The following is a 19268-nucleotide window of genomic DNA, read 5'->3' on the forward strand; positions in this document are numbered from 1 at the left end:
CCTCCCCCTCCCCCCCGCCGCCCCCGCCGGCGGCGCCCCCCGCCCCCCCCCCCCCGCCGGGGGCCCCCCCCCGCCCATAGTCGTACGGCGAGCGCTCGCACCCCGGCGCCGGCTGGGGCGCGCGCATCTACGGCTCCGGTCGGCGCGTCTGAGCAGGGGATTGGACACCGCCGGAGCGTCACTTTCAGCGCTCCCAGCCCAGCGTCCGGACGACCTCCGAGACCCGGGTGTACACCCCGGGATTCCCCCGCAGACCACACCCGGTCCCCCACGACACGAGACCGATCACCTTCCCCTGGGCGACCAGCGGGCCGCCGCTGTCGCCCTGACAGGCGTCTCGCCCGCCTGCGAGCTCCCCGGCACACACCATGGAGCCGGCCTTGTACGTTCCGTCCTTGCTGCCCGCATACGCCTCCTCGCAGACCGCGTCGGAGAGCACCTTCACGCGTGCGGCACGCAGACTGCGAGCGTAGTCGCCGGCGCCGGTGGTGTCGCCCCAGCCGTAGACCACGGCGCCCGTGTCCGGCAGGTACGCCGAGTCTCCTGCCGCCGCCATCTGGATGACCGCGCGTTCGGGGAGCGGCGAGGCGAGGGAGAGGACGGCGAAGTCCCCCGCATTGGTATTGCTGTCGTAGGTCGGGTTGACCCAGGCGGTACGTACGGGGATCTCCTCGCCCTCGGCCGAGAGGAGGTCACCGCGCCCCTCGATCACCTTCAGGTCGCGCACCTTTTCCGGCGGTGTCCCCAGCACCGCCCCGCTCAGACAGTGGGCCGCGGTCAGCACGGTCGAGCGACCGACCGCCACGCCGCCGCAGAACTGCCCCGCTCGCGTACCCCCGAACCGGTCACGGCTGGACAACGCCACCGTCCAGGGGCTCTCGGAGATCTCGACCGGATAGCCGCCGACGACGACGTCGGCTACCGCCGGTGCTGCGGGTGACACCAGCGGTATCGCGCCCACTGCGGCAGCGAGGGCCGATACTCGGGCAACTGATCGTCGCATGCGAACTCCTCACTCTGGGACATTCACTGCACACCCAGGGTGATCCACCGGGCGGCCGCCCGCATGCGCGCACATGCCGAGGGCCCGGCTTCCGCTGCGGAAGCCGGGCCCTCGCAGGCGCAGGAGTGAGGCTCAGTCCAGGTAGTCGCGCAGCACCTGCGAACGCGACGGGTGACGCAGCTTCGACATCGTCTTCGACTCGATCTGGCGGATGCGCTCGCGCGTCACGCCGTAGACCTTGCCGATTTCGTCGAGGGTCTTCGGCTGACCGTCTGTGAGGCCGAAGCGCATGGACACGACGCCCGCCTCGCGCTCGGACAGAGTGTCGAGAACGGAGTGCAGCTGCTCCTGCAGGAGTGTGAAGCTGACCGCGTCGGCGGGGACGACGGCCTCGGAGTCCTCGATGAGGTCACCGAACTCGCTGTCGCCGTCCTCGCCCAGCGGGGTGTGCAGCGAGATCGGCTCACGGCCGTACTTCTGGACCTCGATGACCTTCTCCGGGGTCATGTCGAGTTCCTTGGCCAGCTCCTCCGGGGTGGGCTCGCGGCCCAGGTCCTGGAGCATCTGGCGCTGCACGCGCGCGAGCTTGTTGATGACCTCGACCATGTGCACCGGGATACGGATGGTGCGGGCCTGGTCGGCCATGGCGCGGGTGATCGCCTGACGGATCCACCAGGTGGCGTACGTGGAGAACTTGTAGCCCTTGGTGTAGTCGAACTTCTCGACCGCGCGGATCAGACCGAGGTTGCCCTCCTGGATGAGGTCCAGGAAGAGCATGCCGCGGCCCGTGTAGCGCTTGGCCAGGGAGACCACCAGACGGAGGTTGGCCTCCAGGAGATGGTTCTTGGCGCGGCGGCCGTCCTCGGCGATGATCTCCAGCTCGCGCTTGAGCTTCGGGGCGAGCTTGTCGGCGTTGGACAGTTTGTCCTCGGCGAACAGGCCGGCCTCGATGCGCTTGGCGAGCTCGACCTCCTGCTCGGCGTTGAGCAGGGGGACCTTGCCGATCTGCTTGAGGTAGTCCTTGACCGGGTCGGCGGTGGCGCCGGCCGCGGCGACCTGCTGGGCGGGCGCGTCGTCCTCGTCCTCATCGGAGAGCACGAACCCTGCGCTCTCGGTGCCCTCGGGCTCCTCGCCGCCCTTGCCGGGTGCCGGGGTCTCCTCGATCGCCTCGTCCTCGAGAAGCTCGGCGTCGTCCTTCTTGGCGGTCGTCTTCTTGGCCACCGTCTTCTTGACGGCGGTCTTCTTGGCGACAGCCTTCTTGGCGGTCACCTTCTTGGCGGCGGCCTTCTTCGCCGACGCGGCGCTCTCGGTGGGATCGTCGGCCGCCGGCACCGACGGAGCGGCGGGGGCAGTGGCCTTCTTCGTGGTCACCGTCTTCGCCGCCACGGTCTTGGTGGCGGTGCGCTTGGCCGGACTCTTCGCTGCGACGCTCTTTCGGGTGCGCTTGGGTTCTGCGGCACTGACCATCAGCGTCACACCCTCTTCCTCAAGGATCTGGTTGAGGCTGCGCAGTACGTTCTTCCACTGAGTGGCCGGAATCTGGTCAGCTTCGAAGGCTCGACGCACGTCGTCGCCGGCGATCTGCCCCTCAGCCTTTCCCCGCTCAATGAGCGCCATGACAGAGACGGACTCGGCGATCTCCGGCGGGAGCGTACGGGATGTGCTGGCCGACACGAACAACCTCTCGGAACGTTGGAAAACGGCTTCCGGCCCCGTCCACTGCGGACAGGAGCCGACGACCGCCGACTGGGGATGGGCCGACGGCGCAGGCGGGGGGCCGGGAAGATGCACAGCGCCATGAGTGGCGTCCGTATTCCCTCCGCGGCTGTCACCTCTTAGGTCATCGCGCTGCCCCGAAGAGCGTTACGCCCAATCCGCGTGGCCCGAGTCACACGACGTAAGCACCCAAATGCATCCAAACATGGTCAGAGTCGGTCAGGAGTGGTCGCGATCGGCTCCGACTGGGCAGTCCCCCACCCCCGCACCGCCGGGCCCCGCCGGTTCCCTGAGGAGCCGGCGGGTCCGATGGAGAGACGGGTTCACCGGCCGGGCGGCACCCGGACAGGACAGGCTCCCGCGCCCCGGCCGCTCCCGGCGGACGATCAGTGCTCGCGCGGGGAGGGCACGACGCGCTCCACCTCGGGGTGGACGGTGAGCAGTTGACGCATCGCCGCCTCGGCGGCCGCTCCGTCACCGGTCGCGAGGGCCTCGACGATCCGGGCGTGATGCCCGAGGGAGGTCTCATTGGGACGGTCACAGCCGGTGACCGGACCTCCGGAGACCTGCAGGGCGGCGGAGACGATGCCGGAAAGGTGCTCGAGCATGCGGTTGCCCGCGACCTGGATGAGCATCGAATGGAACTCTGCGTCCGCGCGCGCGAAGGTCAGGGAGTCACCCTGCCCCATGGCGTGCCCCATGATCTCGACCATGTCGCCGAGCCTCTGCTGGACCTCGTCGCGTCCATGCCCTGCGGCCAGACGGGCGGCGAGCGGTTCGATCGTCCAGCGCAGCTCGCTCAGCTCACGCCGCTGGTCGTCGCGCTGCGGCCCGAACGCCCGCCACTCGATGATGTCCGGGTCGAGCAGGTTCCAGTCGCTGACCGGGCGCACACGCGTGCCGACGTTGGGGCGGGCACTGACCAGCCCCTTCGCCTCCAGGACGCGGAGCGACTCGCGGACGACGGTGCGGGAGACCTCGAATCGCTGACCGATCTCCTCGGGCACGAGCGGCCGGTCCGCACCGAGGTCACCGGAAACGATCATCTGACCCAGTTGCTGGACGAGTTGGCCGTGCAGGCCGCGGCCGCGGCTGCCCGCGGCACGTCGGGCCACACGCCCCAGTTCGGGATCGGCGCTCTCCCAGGCCGGGGCGCCGACGCGGTCGACCCCGGGAGTCTCGGCGTAGGAGTAGCGGTCGAGTCCACCCGGGCCGGCGAGGCCGGAGTCTGCGGAGCGGGCGGCGGTCATCATGGTGTGCGCAAGGGTACTCACGCATCCTTTGTCGGCGCCGTCCTCAACTCCCTTGAGGTCTTTGGTGAAAAGCACACGAAAGGGTGATCGCTCACCCCGTCGCAATTGACGCCTTATCGGAAAGAAACGGGCGTTCTTCGAGGAGTTGCGCGCAAGGTGGGAACGGTGGATGCGGACGGTAGTCAGCGGGCACCTGACTCCTTCACCGGACCCTGCTGCGCAGAGTCGTGAGCAGATATGCGCCGAGCAGCGTGGTCAGGGACAACAGCAGTGCGCCGCCCACGGGTTGGGCGATCATCCGGGCCGCGACGGTCAGATAGCGCTCGCCGCCGAACGGCCACTGCGTCAGGGGCAGCTCGTGCAGCCGCGCCGAGAACCCGGCCGCCGTCCGTACGGTCGCCCTCTCCAGGACCTTGTGCACGAGCGGCACGACCAGGACCGGTACGGCGAGCACCGCGGCGAGTCCCGCGGTCGTGGACCGGAAGATGCCGGCGGCCAGCACTCCGGCCCAGGAGCACCCCACGATGAGGCCGATCCAACTGGCGCCGAGCGGGAGCCAGTCGGCGGGAACTTCGACGAGTTCCTGTCCGTAGACGAGGTAGAGCACTTCGAGGTCGCAGCCCACGGTGAGGAAGGCCAGCATCAGCGCCGTGACCGCCGCGACGAGGAGTTTCGCGGCGAGCAGCCCCAGCCGGCGGGGGACGGTGCCGCGATCCGCAGCGAGGGCGGGATGGCGGAACTCGTCGCCGAAGGCGATCGCTCCGAGGAACCCCGCTCCCAGCGCGGCGGGCGGCAGCGGCAGTTCCTGCGGCCACGCGGCCAGCAGTCGCGGCTGCGGGGTGTGACCGAAACACGCGAGGATCACGGAGACGACGGCGGAGGTGGCCAGCACGGCGGCCACGGTGAGGAAGCCGGTGCCCACTCCGGTGGCCCTGCGCAGTTCGTAACGGAGCGGGCGCAGGGGACTCGGGGCCGGGCGGACACTGACGGGGGGAGGGAGCTCCGGGAGGCCGTCCGGCTCCGGCGGCCTCGCGTGGCTGTTCGGCGCGCCCTCGCGGTACTCGTCGTCGGCGGTCACGTCGGCATCTCCCGTGGATGCCGCAGAGCCGCCGCCGGCAGCGGGCGGCGGCCCCATGTCCCCGACCTCGTCGGCGAGTTGATGTACGAGGATGCCATGCCGGAACGCGGCCTCCCCGACATCGGCGCAGCTACTGCCGTACACGGAGAGCCGGTTGCCGTCCTCGCGCACGACCTCGACGGAACGGTGCGCGGTCCGGGCCTCCTTGGTGAGCAGGGCACCCAGACGGACGGCGTGCGGGCTGCGGACGACGACGCGCGGACGGAGCCTGGTCCGGGCGAAGTCGGCCGCCGCCTGGTCGGCGACGAGCCGCCCCGACTCCAGCGTGATGACCCGGTCGGCGGTCTGCGCCGCCTCCTTGGGGTCGCGCGTCGTGAACAGCACGGTGCCGCCCTGAAGGGCGTGAGCGCGCAGAATTCCGTGCAGCCAGCGGCTTTCACGGGCGGACAGCCCGTCGGCGGGGTTGTCGAGCACGAGGGTGTGCGGGTCGGCCAGCAACGCGCACGCCAGCCCCAGGCGGCGGTCCATGCCGCGCGAGAGCGTCCCCAGGCGTTCGTCGCGCAGACCAGCTAGGCCCACGACGTCGAGGACGTCGTCGGCGCGCTGCACGGGCACGCCGGTGGCGGCACTCAGCATGCGGAGGTGTCCGCGGACCGTGCGGGCCGGGTGGCCGGGCACGTCACCGAGGAGGACACCCACCTCGCGCGACGGATGGGCGATGCGATGCAGGGGGCGGCCTCTGAAGTAGGTGATTCCGCGGCCCTGTTGCAGTGCGAGCATGAGCCGCACCGCTGTCGTCTTGCCCGCGCCCGGTGCGCCGAGGAGCACGGTGACGCAGCCGGAGAGTGCCTCGATGGAGACGTTGTCGACGGCGGGCGGAAGCTCCTTGCGAGGGGTGCTGGTCAGTCCGATGGCCTGGATCACCCACAGCAAGATAGCGCGTTATGTCCGGTTTTCGGTGGTGTCAGACCTCGGGGCGCAGCATCGGCGGGTTGAGGAGCGTGGCACCACCCGCACGGAAGAGCTGAGCCGGTCGGCCTCCCTGGCGCGTGGTGGTCCCTCCGGCGGGCACCAGGAAGCCGGGCGTGCCGGTCACCTTGCGGTGGAAGTTGCGCGGGTCGAGAGCCACCCCCCACACCGCCTCGTAGACGCGGCGCAGCTCACCGACCGTGAACTCGGGTGGACAGAACGCGGTGGCCAGCGAGGAGTACTCGATCTTGGATCGTGCCCGCTCCACGCCGTCCGCCAGAATCTGCGCGTGGTCGAAGGCGAGTGGCGCCAACGGCTCGCTGTCGCGGCCGTAACCATCCTGCTGCAGCAGCTCCTCCACGGGCGCCCAGCGCGCGATGTTGGCGTCGCCGCCCGCCCTGGGTGCGGGCAGGTCCGGAGCGAGTGCGAGGTGGGCGACACTGACGACCCTCATCCTCGGGTCGCGCTTGGGGTCGCCGTACGTCGCGAGCTGCTCCAGGTGCGCGCCGTTGTCCTGGGCCGGGGCGGCAGGATCGTGGGCACGCAGCCCGGTCTCCTCCTCCAACTCGCGCGCGGCGGCCTGAGCCAGGTCCTCATCGGGCCGCACGAACCCGCCGGGAAGCGCCCATCGCCCTTGGAACGGCTGCTCGCCCCGCCGTACCGCCAGTGCACAGAGGGCGTGACGGCGCACGGTCAGCACGACCAGGTCCACGGTGACGGCAAAGGGCGGAAACGCTGACGGGTCGTAGGGCATGCTGTGATCATAGTCGTCTCCTTGACGATAAACACGCCCTTCGCCGACCACCTCCTTCGCTGATCCACTTCTGTCGGGTACGGCCCCTGTGAGGCGCCGCCGCCAAGGTGTTCGATCACCTGTCGTCCGAGGTCAGACCCCCAGCTGCAGCCCGTCGCCCGCCTCCTCGACCATCGCGAGGCCGAGCCTGCTCACGCGTACGGCGAAGGGCGCACCCGCGACGCGCAGCCCGGTCAGGTTGATCTCGCCCAGCGGCGCGCTGCGCATCGGCCGCAGCGTGACCGTCCCGGCCGGCGCGTCAGGGCGGATCCCGGCGAGGGTGGTCAGGAGCAGCACTCCGGAAGCCGCGGCCGTCGCGGCCGGTCTGCAGGCCGCGGGGTGGGGCAGAGGCGCGCTCCCGGCCGTGCGCTGCTCCCCCGCGTACATCTCCGGCAGCCGCCGGCCGAACTCCTCCGCGGCCGCCAGCACGCCCCGCAGCAGCGATCCCGCCTCCTTCTCGTAGCCCGCGGCAGCCAGTCCCGCGACCGCGATCGCCGTCTCCTGGACCCGTACGGCTCCGCTTCGATGGCCGAAGGGGTTGTACGCCGGTTCCTTCACGTCCAGGCTCCGCAGCCCCCACCCGGAGTCCATGGCCGGACCGCCCAGCAGCCGCGCGAGCTGTTCGGTCTGCACCTTGTCGAGCAGGCCCGGTGCTGCCTCTCCGGAGCCGAGGAGACCTGTGTCGAGGAGGTGGGCGGCGGCGGAGCCGAGGTGGGGCAGCGCTCGTCCGTCCCTGGTGCGGGCGGCGGCCGGTCTGCCACCGCCCCGGTCGTCGACCCAGAAGTCCGTACGGAACGCGGTCCGCAATTCCTCGGCCCACTCCCGCAGCTCCGCACCGCCGGGTCTGCCGTAAACGTCAAGGAGGTCGGCCCCCAGTATCGCGGCGCGGTGGGCGTGCGCCTGGGTCTCGCAGAGCAGCGGCCCGTCGCGGTGCGGGTCGGGCAGGTAGGGGCCGTCGCCCGCGGTGGTGCGCAGCCAGCGCAGGCAGCGTTCGGCTGCGGGCAACAGCTCCTGCGTTTCCTGCTCCGGGAGTCCCCACCGCCGTGCCTCGGCGAGGAGGGCGGGGAACATCAGGGTGGCCTCGGTGCCCGAACAGCCTGGCGGCAGGTGGGGGCCTGCGTCCCGCCGCGGTCCGGGGATCATGCCGGACCGCCCTCCCGTCCCCGGGCGTTGGGTGCGGGCCAGGGTGCGGAGCGTGCCTGCGGCGAGGCGGGTGCCCAGGGGCAGCGTCATCCGGGCGGCGACGAGGGCGTCGGCCGGTGCCAGGCCGCAGCGCCAGGGCGCCCCTGCCGCGAGGTGCGTGTCGGCGGGGTTCACGGGGTCGCGCAGCAGAAGGGCCTGGAGGTCCTCGAGGCACGTGTGCAGGAGTGACTGGACCCTGGGGTCGTCGCCCGCGGCCGTGGCCAGGGCGATGGGGCTCGTCGCACCACGCCCCACCGCTCTGAGAGGACCGGCGCCGTCGGGTCGCACGCGCAGTTCCACACCGCGGGTGCCGCCGGGCGGGAGCTCCATCTCCCAGCGCAGCAGTCCGGCGGAGGCCAACGCGTCCGTGGGGGGAGGCTGCGCGGTGACAACCGACTGCCCGCCGGCGCAGGACCAGCGCAGACCGGAGTCATGGACGCTGGCCGGCAGTTCGGGTCCTGCCCTGCCGGAGGCCACCGCGCCCAGTTCGGCGAGGTCGGTGCCGAGGGCCACCTCCACGAGCAGGCGCAGTGGACGCAAGAGCGTGTTGTGCAGGGTGATCCGCTCCGTGCCGTCCGCGTGCCGGGTGCGTTCGACCACGACGTCCGGGTCCGGTCCGGCGTCCGCGGAAACGCACAGCGTCGCCGTGAACCGGGCTCGGTCGGCCGCGAGCATCCGCGCCTGCACGGCGAGCGGCTCCCGTCCGGCCACCCGCACCTGGCACCGGGAGAGCACGCGCCGACCTGAACGGTAGAAGCCCTCCAGACCTTGGCCGGTCAGCTGTCCCTGCTCCGTGGAGATCGCCAGGCCCGGCAGAGCCACGCAGATCAGCGTGGCATGGGCGGGCGGCAGACCGGCGGGCGGGTGTGAGGCCGCCGACGGACCTGCCGACGGGCTCGTCGCCCCGGCCCTCGGGAGCGAGCGCACGGTGCCGCTTCTGCCCGCCGAGGTGGAGACCGGGCCGCTGCCTCTGCGGGCCGGAGTCGGTGTTGGACTGCCGGCGCCCACAGGGGCTCGTGTGGTCAGCGGCACCGATCGGGTGCCCGTGCCGGAGGGCGGAGCGCCCCGGTCTGACAGCGCAGCGCCCCGGCCGGGGAGGGGAGCACCCCGGCCGGAGGGGGGAGCGGCTCGGCTGAACGGCGGACGGTCGCCGTCGGGAGTGGAGGACGGGGTGAGGAGGGGCATGCGGCGGCTTCTTCTGCGCTCGGCGCGCCTGTGGTGTGCTCGCTGCCAGGCGCGGGGCTCCGGAGGGGCGGGACTGTGCGGCGGCGCGACCCGGCCTGGGGTTCCGCCACTCAGGTGAACGGAGCGGCCCTCCGCCGGGTCACGGCCGGGCCGGGGGAAGCCGGTCGCATTGCCGGGTGGGGAGGCGGGCAGAGGCTGCCGTCCGCGCCGGTCTCCGCCGCCCAGGAGGCCCCCATACGCGTCATGGTGGGCCCCGGACACGGCGCGCGGCATCACGTTTCCGCCGTCCTGTCACCGCCACCAGTACCTCGGCGGCCCCTCGGGCGACCGTTGGTGCTGTCGGTGACGCGGCCGGGGCCGCTGTCGGCGGGCGAGGTGCGGCCGGCCTGCCGTGGACGGCGGTCAGCGAGCGTCCCGGAAGGTCGCCTGGTGGTGCGACCACCGGGGCTGCCCTCGGAGCGTGCCCGGCGACGGCGCCTCGGGCCGGTCCCGGACGTCCTGAGAGCGCATGTGTTGCGTTGCGCCGGTTCCTGCGGGTCGTTCTCGCTCTCCCGTTCCGAGAGAGCGTCGCCGGAGGGCTCCACGGCCTCGTCGCGGTTCTTGCGTTCCGTGCGGAGGCAGCGGCGGATGGACTCCGGGTCGAGGCCTTCGTTGCAGGCCTGGTGGAGGAGCCGGGCGAAGAGATAGTCGCGGTCGGCGGCGAGGGCCATGGCCAGGGCTTCCCTCGCCTCGAGTTCGTCACCGGAGGACCAGGCGACCCAGCCGGCGAGCGTGAGCGGAGCCGCGGCATGCTCGCCGTAGGCGCCGACGCAGCGGCGGGCGAGAGCTCGCCAGAGGCGGAGGGCCGGCCCTGCCTCGTCGCCCTCCATCCACTCGGCCGCGCGATCACGGGTCGAGCGGTCCTGGAGGCCGAGAACGAGGGTCGCCACGTCCTCGTGCCCGAGGAGCTCGTCGTCTTGGAGGTCCGCCTGGAGTGTGCCGGACACACGCGGCGCGGCCGCGAGGCGGCCCATGAGGCGGTGTGCCAGTTCGAGGGTCTCCTCGGCCATCGCCGTGCGCCGCTCCTCGTCCAGGATGCGAGGGAGGATCTCCTGGTTCGCGCCGTCGAGCGCCTCCTCCTGTTGCAGGGCGGCAGCCGTCTCCCAGGGGGTGAGCCGGGCCCTCAGCTCCCGCAGGGTGCCGCGCACCTGAAGGCCCGCGTACGTCGCGGCGGCGGCCAGGACCGAGGTGCCGGGCAGCCCCATCGCCTCGCCCTCGGAGGAACAGCAGCCGTTGCCGGGGCAGCAGTACGACCAGAATCGGCCGTCGGAGATGCACAGAGCCTCGACGACGGCCACGTCGAGTCGGCCGCAGGCCCTGCGCAGCAGTTGTGCCAGCGGGCGCAGTCGCTCCATCACGTCCCGTGAGGACTCCCCGCCCGACGGGTCCTGGCAGAGGAAGGCGACCATGCTCTCGGGCCTGGTGCCTCGGCGCTCGCTGCCGGTCACGAGCCCGTGGGCCAGCTGCTCGGCGACGGCGGGCCAGTCCTCGGACTGGGCCGGGATGCCGAGGCGGGCCCGTCCGCCGAACCGTCCTCGGCCGTCCCGGTCGTGCAGCGCGACGAGCACGATGCTGTCCTCGGGCCGGTACCCGAGCAGGTAGGGCAAGGCATCGGCCAGCTCCGCCGGTGTGCGCAGCGTGACCTGGTGTTCCCCGCACGAACCGGTGGATGCCCGGTGTGCCGCGTACACCCTGGCTTCGTCGTGTCCCGGAAGCGGGGACGCGTCCTCGTGGCCCGCCTGCAGGGAAGGGCGCTCGTGGCTCGTGAGCGTGGAGGGGCGGTCGGACGAGGGCCCGTGCTCCGCGGAGCCAGCGGGTGCCCGGCTCCCCGGCTGCTCCGATCCCTGCTCTGGACCCACGGGCCGGTTCAGTGCACTCCCGTCGCGGCCACCACGCCCTCGCTGTCCGCCGATACCGCTGTCGATGCCACCGGTGCCACCACCCATGCCGCCGCTGTTTTCGCTGGTGATGTCACTGGTACCGCTGGTGATGTCGCTGTCGCCGGAGGTCCCGGCTGCTTCGCTGTGGTTCGTCATGCCGCGACCATCCCGCAGATTCCAATATTCCGCTTTTGCCTGTGGATAAGTCCGACCATGGCCACGTCAGAGGTTGTCCACAGTCCGGTCGGCTCGTTCGCGCGATGTCCGAGGCATCGGGTTGCATGGAGCCATGACCAACGACGACCTGCCCACCGCGGACGGCCCCGACCTCCGTACCGCCGCCAATGCCGTACTGGCCCGCCTCGTCGGTGCCCCGGGCGGCTCCGCCCGGCTGCGCGAGGACCAGTGGCGCGCCATCGAGGCCCTGGTCGCCGACAAGCGCAGAGCTCTGGTGGTGCAGCGCACCGGCTGGGGCAAGTCCGCCGTGTACTTCGTCGCGACGGCGTTGCTGCGGGCTCGGGGGGCGGGCCCCACCGTCATCGTCTCCCCGCTCCTCGCGCTCATGCGCAACCAGGTGGACGCGGCGGCCCGCGCCGGCATCCACGCGAGGACGATCAACTCGTCCAACACGGAGGAGTGGGACACGATCCAGCACGAGGTGGCCGCGGGTGAGGTCGACGTCCTCCTGGTGAGCCCGGAGCGGCTCAACAACCCCGACTTCCGCGACCAGGTGCTGCCCAAGCTGGCCGCGGCGACCGGTCTGCTGGTGGTCGACGAGGCACACTGCATCTCGGACTGGGGGCACGACTTCCGGCCGGACTACCGCCGACTGCGCACCATGCTCGCCGACCTCCCGCCCGGTGTGCCCGTGCTCGCCACCACCGCCACGGCGAACGCGCGCGTGACGGCCGACGTCGCCGAGCAACTGGGCACCGGCGGCAGCACCGACGCGCTCGTCCTGCGGGGACCGCTCGACCGGGAGAGCCTGAGCCTCGGCGTGCTCCTCCTGCCGGACGCCGCCCACCGGATGGCCTGGCTCGCCGAGCACCTCCCCGAGCTCCCGGGCTCCGGCATCATCTACACGCTCACGGTGGCCGCCGCCGAGGAGGTCACCGCGTTCCTGCGTCAGTGCGGGCACCAGGTCGCGTCGTACACGGGCAAGACGGAGAACGCGGACCGCAAGCAGGCCGAGGAGGATCTGCTCGCCAACCGCGTCAAGGCGCTGGTCGCCACGTCGGCGCTGGGCATGGGCTTCGACAAACCCGATCTCGGTTTCGTGGTGCACCTCGGGTCGCCGTCGTCGCCCATCGCCTACTACCAGCAGGTCGGGCGCGCGGGCCGTGGCGTCGAACACGCCGAGGTGCTGCTGCTGCCCGGCAAGGAGGACCAGGCGATCTGGGAGTACTTCGCCTCGATCGCGTTCCCTCCGCAGGAGCAGGTGCTCCGCACGCTGGACGTTCTCTCACGTGCGGAGCGACCGCTGTCGCTGCCGGCCCTGGAGCCACTGGTCGAGCTGCGCCGGTCACGGCTCGAGACGATGCTCAAGGTCCTCGACGTGGACGGTGCGGTACGACGCGTGCAGGGAGGCTGGATCTCCACGGGCGCTTCCTGGACGTACGACGGTGAACGCTACGCGTGGGTCGCCAAGCAGCGTGCCGCCGAGCAGCAGGCGATGCGTGACTACGTCACGACGACGGGCTGTCGTATGGAGTTCCTGCGACGCCAGCTGGACGACGAGGGCGCCGCGCCGTGCGGGCGCTGCGACACGTGCGCGCGGCCGAGGTTCTCGGACTCCGTGTCGCCGGCCGCGCTGGCAGCGGCGCACGGTGAGCTCGAGCGCGCGGGCGTCGAGGTCGAGCCCCGCAAGATGTGGCCGACGGGTCTGCCCTCGGTGGGCGTCGATCTCAAGGGACGTATTCCAGCCGGTGAACAGTCCGCTCCCGGTCGGGCGTTGGGGCGGCTCTCGGACATCGGCTGGGGCAACCGGCTGCGGCCGATGCTCGCACCTCAGGCCCCGGACACACCGGTGCCGGACGATGTCGCGAAGGCTGTGGTGGCCGTGCTGTCCGACTGGGCGAAGGGGCCCGGAGGCTGGGCCTCCGGGCAGCAGGACGCACCGCCCCGCCCCGCGGGTGTCGTCACCATGGCCTCGGGCACCCGGCCGCGGCTCATCCAGTCCCTGGGCGAGCGGATCGCCGAGGTCGGGCGGCTGCCGCTGCTCGGGGCCGTGGAGTACACGCGGGACATCTCCGGGCTCTCCCGCAGCAACAGCGCGCAGCGGCTGAAGGCACTCGACGGCGCGCTCACGGTGCCGCCGGCCCTCGCCGCCGCGCTCAAGGAGGCGGGCGGCCCCGTCCTGCTCGTCGACGACGCGACCGAAACGGGCTGGACTATCGCGGTCGCCGCACGCATGCTTCGACGGGCCGGTGCGCAGGGGGTGATGCCGCTGGTTCTCGCCGTGCAGGGATGAGCCCCGAACTCAGCCGTACGACTTCGCCACCAGCACGTCGTCCCCATACGCCCTCTCCACCGAGCTGAGATCGGTCGCCGCCGCCCCTTGCCGCCCCGCCCCGCAGGCTTCGCGTCACGTCGTACCTCGTCCGGGGGCATGAGACGGCAATCGTCACGCTCTACCCTCAGGGCGGAGATATAAGCGACGGATCGCCAGAAAACGGTCGGTGGCCCCAATTGCTCGTTGCCGCAACCAAGTTCGACAGGAAGAATTGAAGTCCGCTCCCCGCACGGCTCCCCCCGTGGTCCGGTAGGGCTGTGCTGCGGTGTGCGCTCCCAAGTCCGACCCCGCCCGCAGTGTGGGCGCGTAGCCGAAGGGAGGACCGTGACCTTCGGATTCGCACCGTCCTCGGCGGCGAACATGTCGACGTCTGCCGACCTGTCCGCCGCTTCCACCAACCCCCTGGCCCGCATGCTCGAACCCGCGGAGTGGGCCGCCGCCGGTATTCCGCTGTTGCGTAATCCCCGGGAGGTCGTCAGCGGACTGCACGCGCGGCATCAGCCCCGCCCCGCCACCGCGGTCGTGGCCGTCCTCGACCCGGACGAGCGGCTTCGGGCGAGCGCCTCCTTCACCCGGCGGTCGGCTCCGGCCGACGGCTGGATGTTCCGCAACGCGCTGCTCTCGCAGTTGCGCCGGGTCATCCCGCACGATCTGCGGCGACGCACTCCCGTGCGCACGGCCGTGCTGCTGTACTGCCGCGACGGGGACGCACGTTGGACGGAGGAGGACGGCGCGTGGATGTGGGGACTACGGGACGCGTGCACCCTGCACGGGCTGCGCTGCGGGGCGTACATCACGCTGACGCGTGACGGCTGGCAGGTTCTCGGCGAGGGACGGGGAGGACGCCGCCCGCACGCGGACTCACCCGCGGAGCCCTTCGCCACGGCCGAGGCACCGCCCCCGCTGCCACGCACCGGGGGCGTCGCGTCAGAGGTGCTGCGCCGGGCAGCGGCCCGCTGAGCCCGGCGGGGCGTCCGCCCCGCGACGGCACGTGTGCTCAGACAGCTGAGCCGACAGCCGGTGTGAACCGAGTGCACGTGCGGACCGAGAGCACGCGAGAGCACAGGCGGACCGACGGCAAACATGAACCAACAGCCCACGGCAACCGACAGCGCACCTGACCGACGCAAGGGCACGCGTGCCAGGCCGCCGAAGGAAGCCTGGGCGGAGGCCGCGCAGGCCAGAGGGCGTACGAACCGTTGCGATCGACCGCGCCACCCTCATGGCCCTCAGCCATGACCCTCCGCGCGCCCATGAGGCGCCGACGGGAGCTCCTCACCACCGCCGACGGGTTGGACCCCCGGGACACGCGTCCAAACAGCCGCGCCTCCCGGTTGCCCCCGAACAGCCCTGGGCCGAACAGCCCTGGGCCCAACCATCCTGGGCCGAACCGACCCAGCCCCCGAACTCAGCCCCCAAGCCCAAGCCCAAGCGCAGAAGCCCAGGGCAGAGAAACCCAAGGCACACAGGCCCAGGGCATCAACCCGGAACCACTCAGCCTGTTCCGGGCATGCGGAACCGGCCGAGCGCCTTGCTGCAAGGCGTCCGATCAGCCTCTCGCAGATGCGAGAGGCCGCTCAGACTCCCGCGCCCAGGACCGAGTTGATGCGCTGCGGGTCACCGCAGACGATGAGCAGCGCCCCGGCGCGGGCGAGCGCCAGCGGGAGCACCTGTGCGGCGACCGTGTCGTTACCGCCGTTGACGGCGACAACGACCACGGGACGGGCCTTGGCCCGCTGGGCCACGGCGGCGTCCACGTAGAACACGTCGTCGCCGGCGTCGTGCTGGGCCCAGTAGGAGGCCTCGCCGAAGGACAGCTCATGGGCGGCCCACGGGTGCGGCTCACCGGTGGTGACCACCAGCACCTCATCAGGGGAACGGCCCGACTCCAGGAGCAGGTCGACGGCTTCCTCGGCGGCGTCCAGCGCACCCTCCACCGAGGCCGGGATGAGCTGGATCTGTGGGGTGGCAGGGGTAGCAGGAGTCGCGGCGGCCGGAGCGGGTGGCCCCGACTTGGCCGCGGCAGCGTCGCGCGGTGCGCGTTGGGCCGGCATGGGCCTCATGGGCCCCGGACGGCCGGGACGCGCTGGAGCCGCGGGACGGGGACCGGGTACAGGACGGGGGGTCGGCGCGACGCGGCCGCTGGCCGGAGTGGCGCGCGGACCCTGGGCACTCTCGTGAATCTGAGGCTCCTCGGGAATGAGAGGCATGAGTTGATGTTTATCAAACGCCGGTGCGGCTCGCGTCGGCGGGTGGCACATGAGTGCGAACGAAACCGTCAGAAATCGAAGCCGAGCTGGCCCTCGATTTCCGGAACGCTTCCATCCGCCCAGCTGCGGACCTTCTTGAGATGCCGCCACTGGGGCAGCGCATCAAGATACGCCCACGACAGCCGGTGGTACGGGGTGGGGCCCCGCTCCTCCAGCGCGGCCTTGTGCACGGGTGATGGATACCCGGCGTTGGCCGCAAAACCGAAGTCTGCATGGTCGATACCTAGTTCGGCCATCATTTTGTCGCGCTGAACCTTGGCTATCACCGAGGCCGCCGCGACTGCCACGCACGACTGGTCGCCTTTGATCACCGTACGCACGCGCCAGGGGGCGCCCAGGTAGTCGTGCTTCCCGTCGAGGATGACCGCTTCGGGCCGGACCGGCAGGGCCTCGAGGGCCCGCCCGGCGGCAAGACGCAGCGCGGCCGTCATACCCAGGTCGTCGATCTCCTCCGGAGAGGCATGCCCGAGAGCGTACGAGGTCACCCACGTTCGCAGCTCCTCGGCGAGCGCCGTGCGCTTCTTGATCGTGAGGAGCTTGGAGTCGGTGAGACCCTCGGGCGCTCGACGCAGACCCGTGACCGCCGCGCAGACGGTGACGGGGCCGGCCCAAGCGCCGCGCCCCACCTCGTCGACACCGGCAATGATCTTCGCTCCGGTCGTGGCGCGAAGGGAGCGCTCGACGGTGTGAGTAGGCGGTTCGTACGGCATGGCGCTCTTAGCGTACGCCGCCCGGAACCCCCCGCGACACCCAGGCTTCCCTCAGCACCAGCCGAGTCCCCGCAAACCGCGATCCGACGCCCCGGCAAACCGCGATCCGACGCCTCTGCAGACCGCGATCCGACACCCCACAGAGCCCGATCCGACGTCTCCCAGAGCGCGCTCCGACACCCCGCAGAGCGCCGATCAGTCTCGTGCGGGACGCAGCAGTGGAAGCATGAACTGGTCGATCATCTCTTCGATGTCACGCTCGTTCCATTCACTCGCGCACACCTTGGAGCGGTACATCATCATGGCCGGAATGGCGTCGAAGACGTAGCCGTTGACTGCGTCCGGACGCACCTCGCCACGTGCGATCCCACGGTCGATGACCTCACCGAGCAGCTTGACGGTCGGCTCCACGACCCCCTTGATGATCGCGCCATGGAAGCGCTCGACCTGAGCGGTGTCGCATTCGTGAATGACGGAGCGCAGCGCGAACCCGGGCCGCGAGTACATCGCCTCGCGCGCCTGACGGCACAACTCCAGGAGATCGGCGCGCACGCCGCCGAGGTCGGGCGCCTCGTCGAAGCGCGGCAACCCGGCCTGGAGCGCGTCCGCGACGAGGTCCTCCTTGGAGGGCCAGCGGCGGTAGACCGCGGCCTTGCCGGTCTGGGCGCCCGCGGCGACGCCCTCCATCGTGAGGCCGTTCCAGCCGACCGTACTGAGCTGATCCAGCGCGGCCTCGAGGATCGCGCGCTCGAGTACGGCGCCGCGCCGGCGCGGGGAGGCCGTCTGAGCGGCGGCGGCCGTCCACTGCGAAGTAGCCATCTATGTATCTCCGTTGAGCATGGGGGGAGGGAAGGGGCCCGGTGGATTCACGCGGACTCCCGGGCAGGGCGAGCGGTCGGGGGACGGCATCCGGCAGCGACTTCAGTGAACGCTTGCGTTCACTAAGGGGGACTCACTACCGTTGGCACATCAGTGAACGCGAGCGTTCACTAACGCACTTGTGGGGGACTCATAGTGACAACCTCTCCGTTGATTCAGGATCAGAAGCCGGGAGCCGCCCGCCGGGAGGGGCGTCCCGGCATCGCACTCACCGTCATCGCGGCCTGCCAACTCATGGTGGTACTCGATGCGACGATTGTGAACATCGCGCTCCCGCACATTCAAGACGCGCTCCAGTTCAGCACGACCGACCTGACGTGGGTGGTCAGCGCGTACACGCTGACCTTCGGCGGCCTGCTGCTCCTCGGCGGCCGGGCCGGTGACATCCTCGGCAGGCGCCGCGTCTTCATGACCGGCATCCTTCTCTTCACGTTCGCCTCGCTGCTGGGCGGACTCGCCCAGGAGCCCTGGCAGCTGCTGGCGGCACGCGCCCTCCAGGGTGTCGGAGGCGCGATCGCGTCGCCCACCTCGCTGGCACTCATCACCACCACCTTCGCCGAAGGCCCGGAGCGGAACCGGGCCTTCGGCGTCTTCGCCGCGGTCTCGGCCGGTGGCGGCGCCGTGGGCCTCCTCGCCGGCGGAATGCTGACGGAATGGCTCGACTGGCGCTGGGTGCTGTTCGTCAACGTGCCGATCGGCGTTCTGATAGCCGTGCTCACGCCGATGTTCATCGGCGAGTCCGAGCGGCATCCGGGACGGTTCGACATCGCGGGCGCGCTCACGTCGACGGCCGGTATGGCGTCGCTGGTGTACGGCTTCATCCGGGCCTCGGAGGAGGGCTGGCGCGACAGCCTGACCATCGGCTCCTTCGGCGCCGCAGTGGCCCTGCTGCTGGCCTTCGGCTTCATCGAGACGCGGGCCAAGGAGCCGATCACCCCGCTGAGGATGTTCGCCGACCGCAACCGGTCGGGCACGTACGTGATCATGCTCAGTCTCGCGGCGGCGATGTTCGGCATGTTCTTCTTCATCGTCCTCTTCGTGCAGAACGTGCTGCAGTACTCGCCGATCGAGGCCGGCCTCGCCTTCCTGCCCGTGACGGTGGCGATCGCCGTGGGCGCCGGACTGTCGCAGCGGTTCCTGCCGGTCCTCGGACCCAAGCCGTTCATGGCGGTCGGCTCGACGCTCGTCGTGCTCGGGCTCACCTGGCAGACCTTCATCAGCCCCGACAGCTCGTACGTGGGCGGGGTGCTCGGCCCGATGCTGGTGTTCGCCTTCGGCATGGGCCTGAACTTCGTGACGCTGACCCTCACCGCGGTCTCCGGGGTCGCCCAGCACGAGGCGGGCGCGGCGTCCGGTCTGCTCAACGCCACGCAGCAGGTGGGCGGTTCCCTCGGTCTGTCCATCCTGACCACGGTCTTCGGCACCGCCAGCCGGGAGGAGGCGGAGAAGCAGATGACGCACTTCCTCGCGGACGGCACGGCCGAGCAGAAGGCCGAGTTCGCCAAGACCCACCAACTGCCTGCTCCTTGGGGCCACGAGGTGCTCGCCCAGGGCATATCGACGGCGTTCATCCCGGCCGTCGCGATGGCCGTGCTCGCGCTGGCCACCGCCCTGCTGGTGATCAAGGTCCGCAAGAGCGACCTGGAGGCCCTGTCCGGAACGACGGGACCCTCCGGGGGCTGATCCCTCCGGGGCTGACGGCAGCACCGCGGATGGCCGGGCCACGCCCGGCGGACTCCCACGCCCGACGGACGACCACGACCGCCGGGCGACATGCCCGGCGGACGACCACGTCTGGC

At 71.4% G+C, this 19268-nt stretch carries 13 protein-coding genes; 3 read left to right on the top strand and 10 right to left on the bottom strand.

Annotation, left to right across the window (positions count from 1 at the left end):
- Positions 1 to 184 precede the first annotated feature (184 nt).
- The 7 genes from AB0959_RS44445 to AB0959_RS44475 all read right to left on the bottom strand — a co-directional run bounded on the left by AB0959_RS44445 (position 185) and on the right by AB0959_RS44475 (position 11254).
- A complete protein-coding gene (locus AB0959_RS44445; protein ID WP_366832582.1) occupies positions 185 to 1003 on the bottom strand; it encodes a serine protease in 819 nt (272 codons plus the stop codon).
- Positions 1004 to 1135: 132 nt separating this feature from the next.
- Positions 1136 to 2677, bottom strand: coding sequence for an RNA polymerase sigma factor (locus AB0959_RS44450; RefSeq protein ID WP_366832583.1), 1542 nt, complete (start codon positions 2675 to 2677; stop codon positions 1136 to 1138).
- A gap of 428 nt (positions 2678 to 3105) precedes the next feature.
- A complete protein-coding gene (locus tag AB0959_RS44455) occupies positions 3106 to 3993 on the bottom strand; it encodes a FadR/GntR family transcriptional regulator (protein WP_366832584.1) in 888 nt (295 codons plus the stop codon).
- A 181-nt stretch (positions 3994 to 4174) separates the two neighbouring features.
- Positions 4175 to 5974, bottom strand: coding sequence for an ABC transporter ATP-binding protein (locus tag AB0959_RS44460; protein WP_366832585.1), 1800 nt, complete (start codon positions 5972 to 5974; stop codon positions 4175 to 4177).
- A 40-nt stretch (positions 5975 to 6014) separates the two neighbouring features.
- Positions 6015 to 6773 (bottom strand): NUDIX domain-containing protein, encoded by a 759-nt coding sequence (locus tag AB0959_RS44465; protein WP_366832586.1) that lies wholly within the window; start codon positions 6771 to 6773, stop codon positions 6015 to 6017.
- 132 nt (positions 6774 to 6905) lie between these two features.
- Positions 6906 to 8816 (bottom strand): glycogen debranching N-terminal domain-containing protein, encoded by a 1911-nt coding sequence (locus AB0959_RS44470; protein ID WP_366832587.1) that lies wholly within the window; start codon positions 8814 to 8816, stop codon positions 6906 to 6908.
- Between the two features lie 635 nt (positions 8817 to 9451).
- A complete protein-coding gene (locus tag AB0959_RS44475) occupies positions 9452 to 11254 on the bottom strand; it encodes a DUF4192 domain-containing protein (protein WP_366832588.1) in 1803 nt (600 codons plus the stop codon).
- A 133-nt stretch (positions 11255 to 11387) separates the two neighbouring features.
- Between AB0959_RS44475 and AB0959_RS44480 the strand changes: the two genes are divergently transcribed.
- Positions 11388 to 13568 (top strand): RecQ family ATP-dependent DNA helicase, encoded by a 2181-nt coding sequence (locus AB0959_RS44480; protein ID WP_366832589.1) that lies wholly within the window; start codon positions 11388 to 11390, stop codon positions 13566 to 13568.
- Positions 13569 to 13934: 366 nt separating this feature from the next.
- Positions 13935 to 14570 carry a hypothetical protein gene (locus AB0959_RS44485; protein ID WP_366832590.1) on the top strand — a complete coding sequence of 212 codons (636 nt, stop codon included), beginning with the start codon at positions 13935 to 13937 and terminating at the stop codon, positions 14568 to 14570.
- A gap of 617 nt (positions 14571 to 15187) precedes the next feature.
- Here the strand turns inward: AB0959_RS44485 and AB0959_RS44490 are convergent.
- The 3 genes from AB0959_RS44490 to AB0959_RS44500 all read right to left on the bottom strand — a co-directional run bounded on the left by AB0959_RS44490 (position 15188) and on the right by AB0959_RS44500 (position 17409).
- Entirely contained in the window at positions 15188 to 15820 is a 633-nt protein-coding gene (locus AB0959_RS44490; RefSeq protein ID WP_366832591.1) for a hypothetical protein, read from the bottom strand.
- Positions 15821 to 15888: 68 nt separating this feature from the next.
- Positions 15889 to 16590: a ribonuclease HII gene (locus AB0959_RS44495; RefSeq protein WP_366832592.1), complete on the bottom strand. Its 702-nt coding sequence runs from the start codon at positions 16588 to 16590 to the stop codon at positions 15889 to 15891.
- Between the two features lie 195 nt (positions 16591 to 16785).
- Complete coding sequence (locus tag AB0959_RS44500) at positions 16786 to 17409, bottom strand: TetR/AcrR family transcriptional regulator (protein ID WP_366832593.1); 624 nt, start codon at positions 17407 to 17409, stop codon at positions 16786 to 16788.
- 195 nt (positions 17410 to 17604) lie between these two features.
- Between AB0959_RS44500 and AB0959_RS44505 the strand changes: the two genes are divergently transcribed.
- Positions 17605 to 19152, top strand: coding sequence for an MFS transporter (locus AB0959_RS44505; protein WP_366832594.1), 1548 nt, complete (start codon positions 17605 to 17607; stop codon positions 19150 to 19152).
- The last annotated feature ends 116 nt before the right edge of the window (positions 19153 to 19268 follow it).

Source organism: Streptomyces sp. NPDC046862, assembly GCF_040704615.1.
Classification (GTDB): domain Bacteria; phylum Actinomycetota; class Actinomycetes; order Streptomycetales; family Streptomycetaceae; genus Streptomyces.

Excerpts from the sequence above, each read along its gene's own strand:
- AB0959_RS44480 (WP_366832589.1), top strand. The coding sequence starts at position 11,388 with ATGACCAACGACGACCTGCCCACCGCGGACGGCCCCGACCTCCGTACC.
- AB0959_RS44475 (WP_366832588.1), bottom strand. The coding sequence starts at position 11,254 with ATGACGAACCACAGCGAAGCAGCCGGGACCTCCGGCGACAGCGACATC.
- AB0959_RS44465 (WP_366832586.1), bottom strand. The coding sequence starts at position 6,773 with ATGCCCTACGACCCGTCAGCGTTTCCGCCCTTTGCCGTCACCGTGGAC.
- AB0959_RS44495 (WP_366832592.1), bottom strand. The coding sequence starts at position 16,590 with ATGCCGTACGAACCGCCTACTCACACCGTCGAGCGCTCCCTTCGCGCC.
- AB0959_RS44490 (WP_366832591.1), bottom strand. The coding sequence starts at position 15,820 with ATGCCTCTCATTCCCGAGGAGCCTCAGATTCACGAGAGTGCCCAGGGT.
- AB0959_RS44445 (WP_366832582.1), bottom strand. The coding sequence starts at position 1,003 with ATGCGACGATCAGTTGCCCGAGTATCGGCCCTCGCTGCCGCAGTGGGC.
- AB0959_RS44500 (WP_366832593.1), bottom strand. The coding sequence starts at position 17,409 with ATGGCTACTTCGCAGTGGACGGCCGCCGCCGCTCAGACGGCCTCCCCG.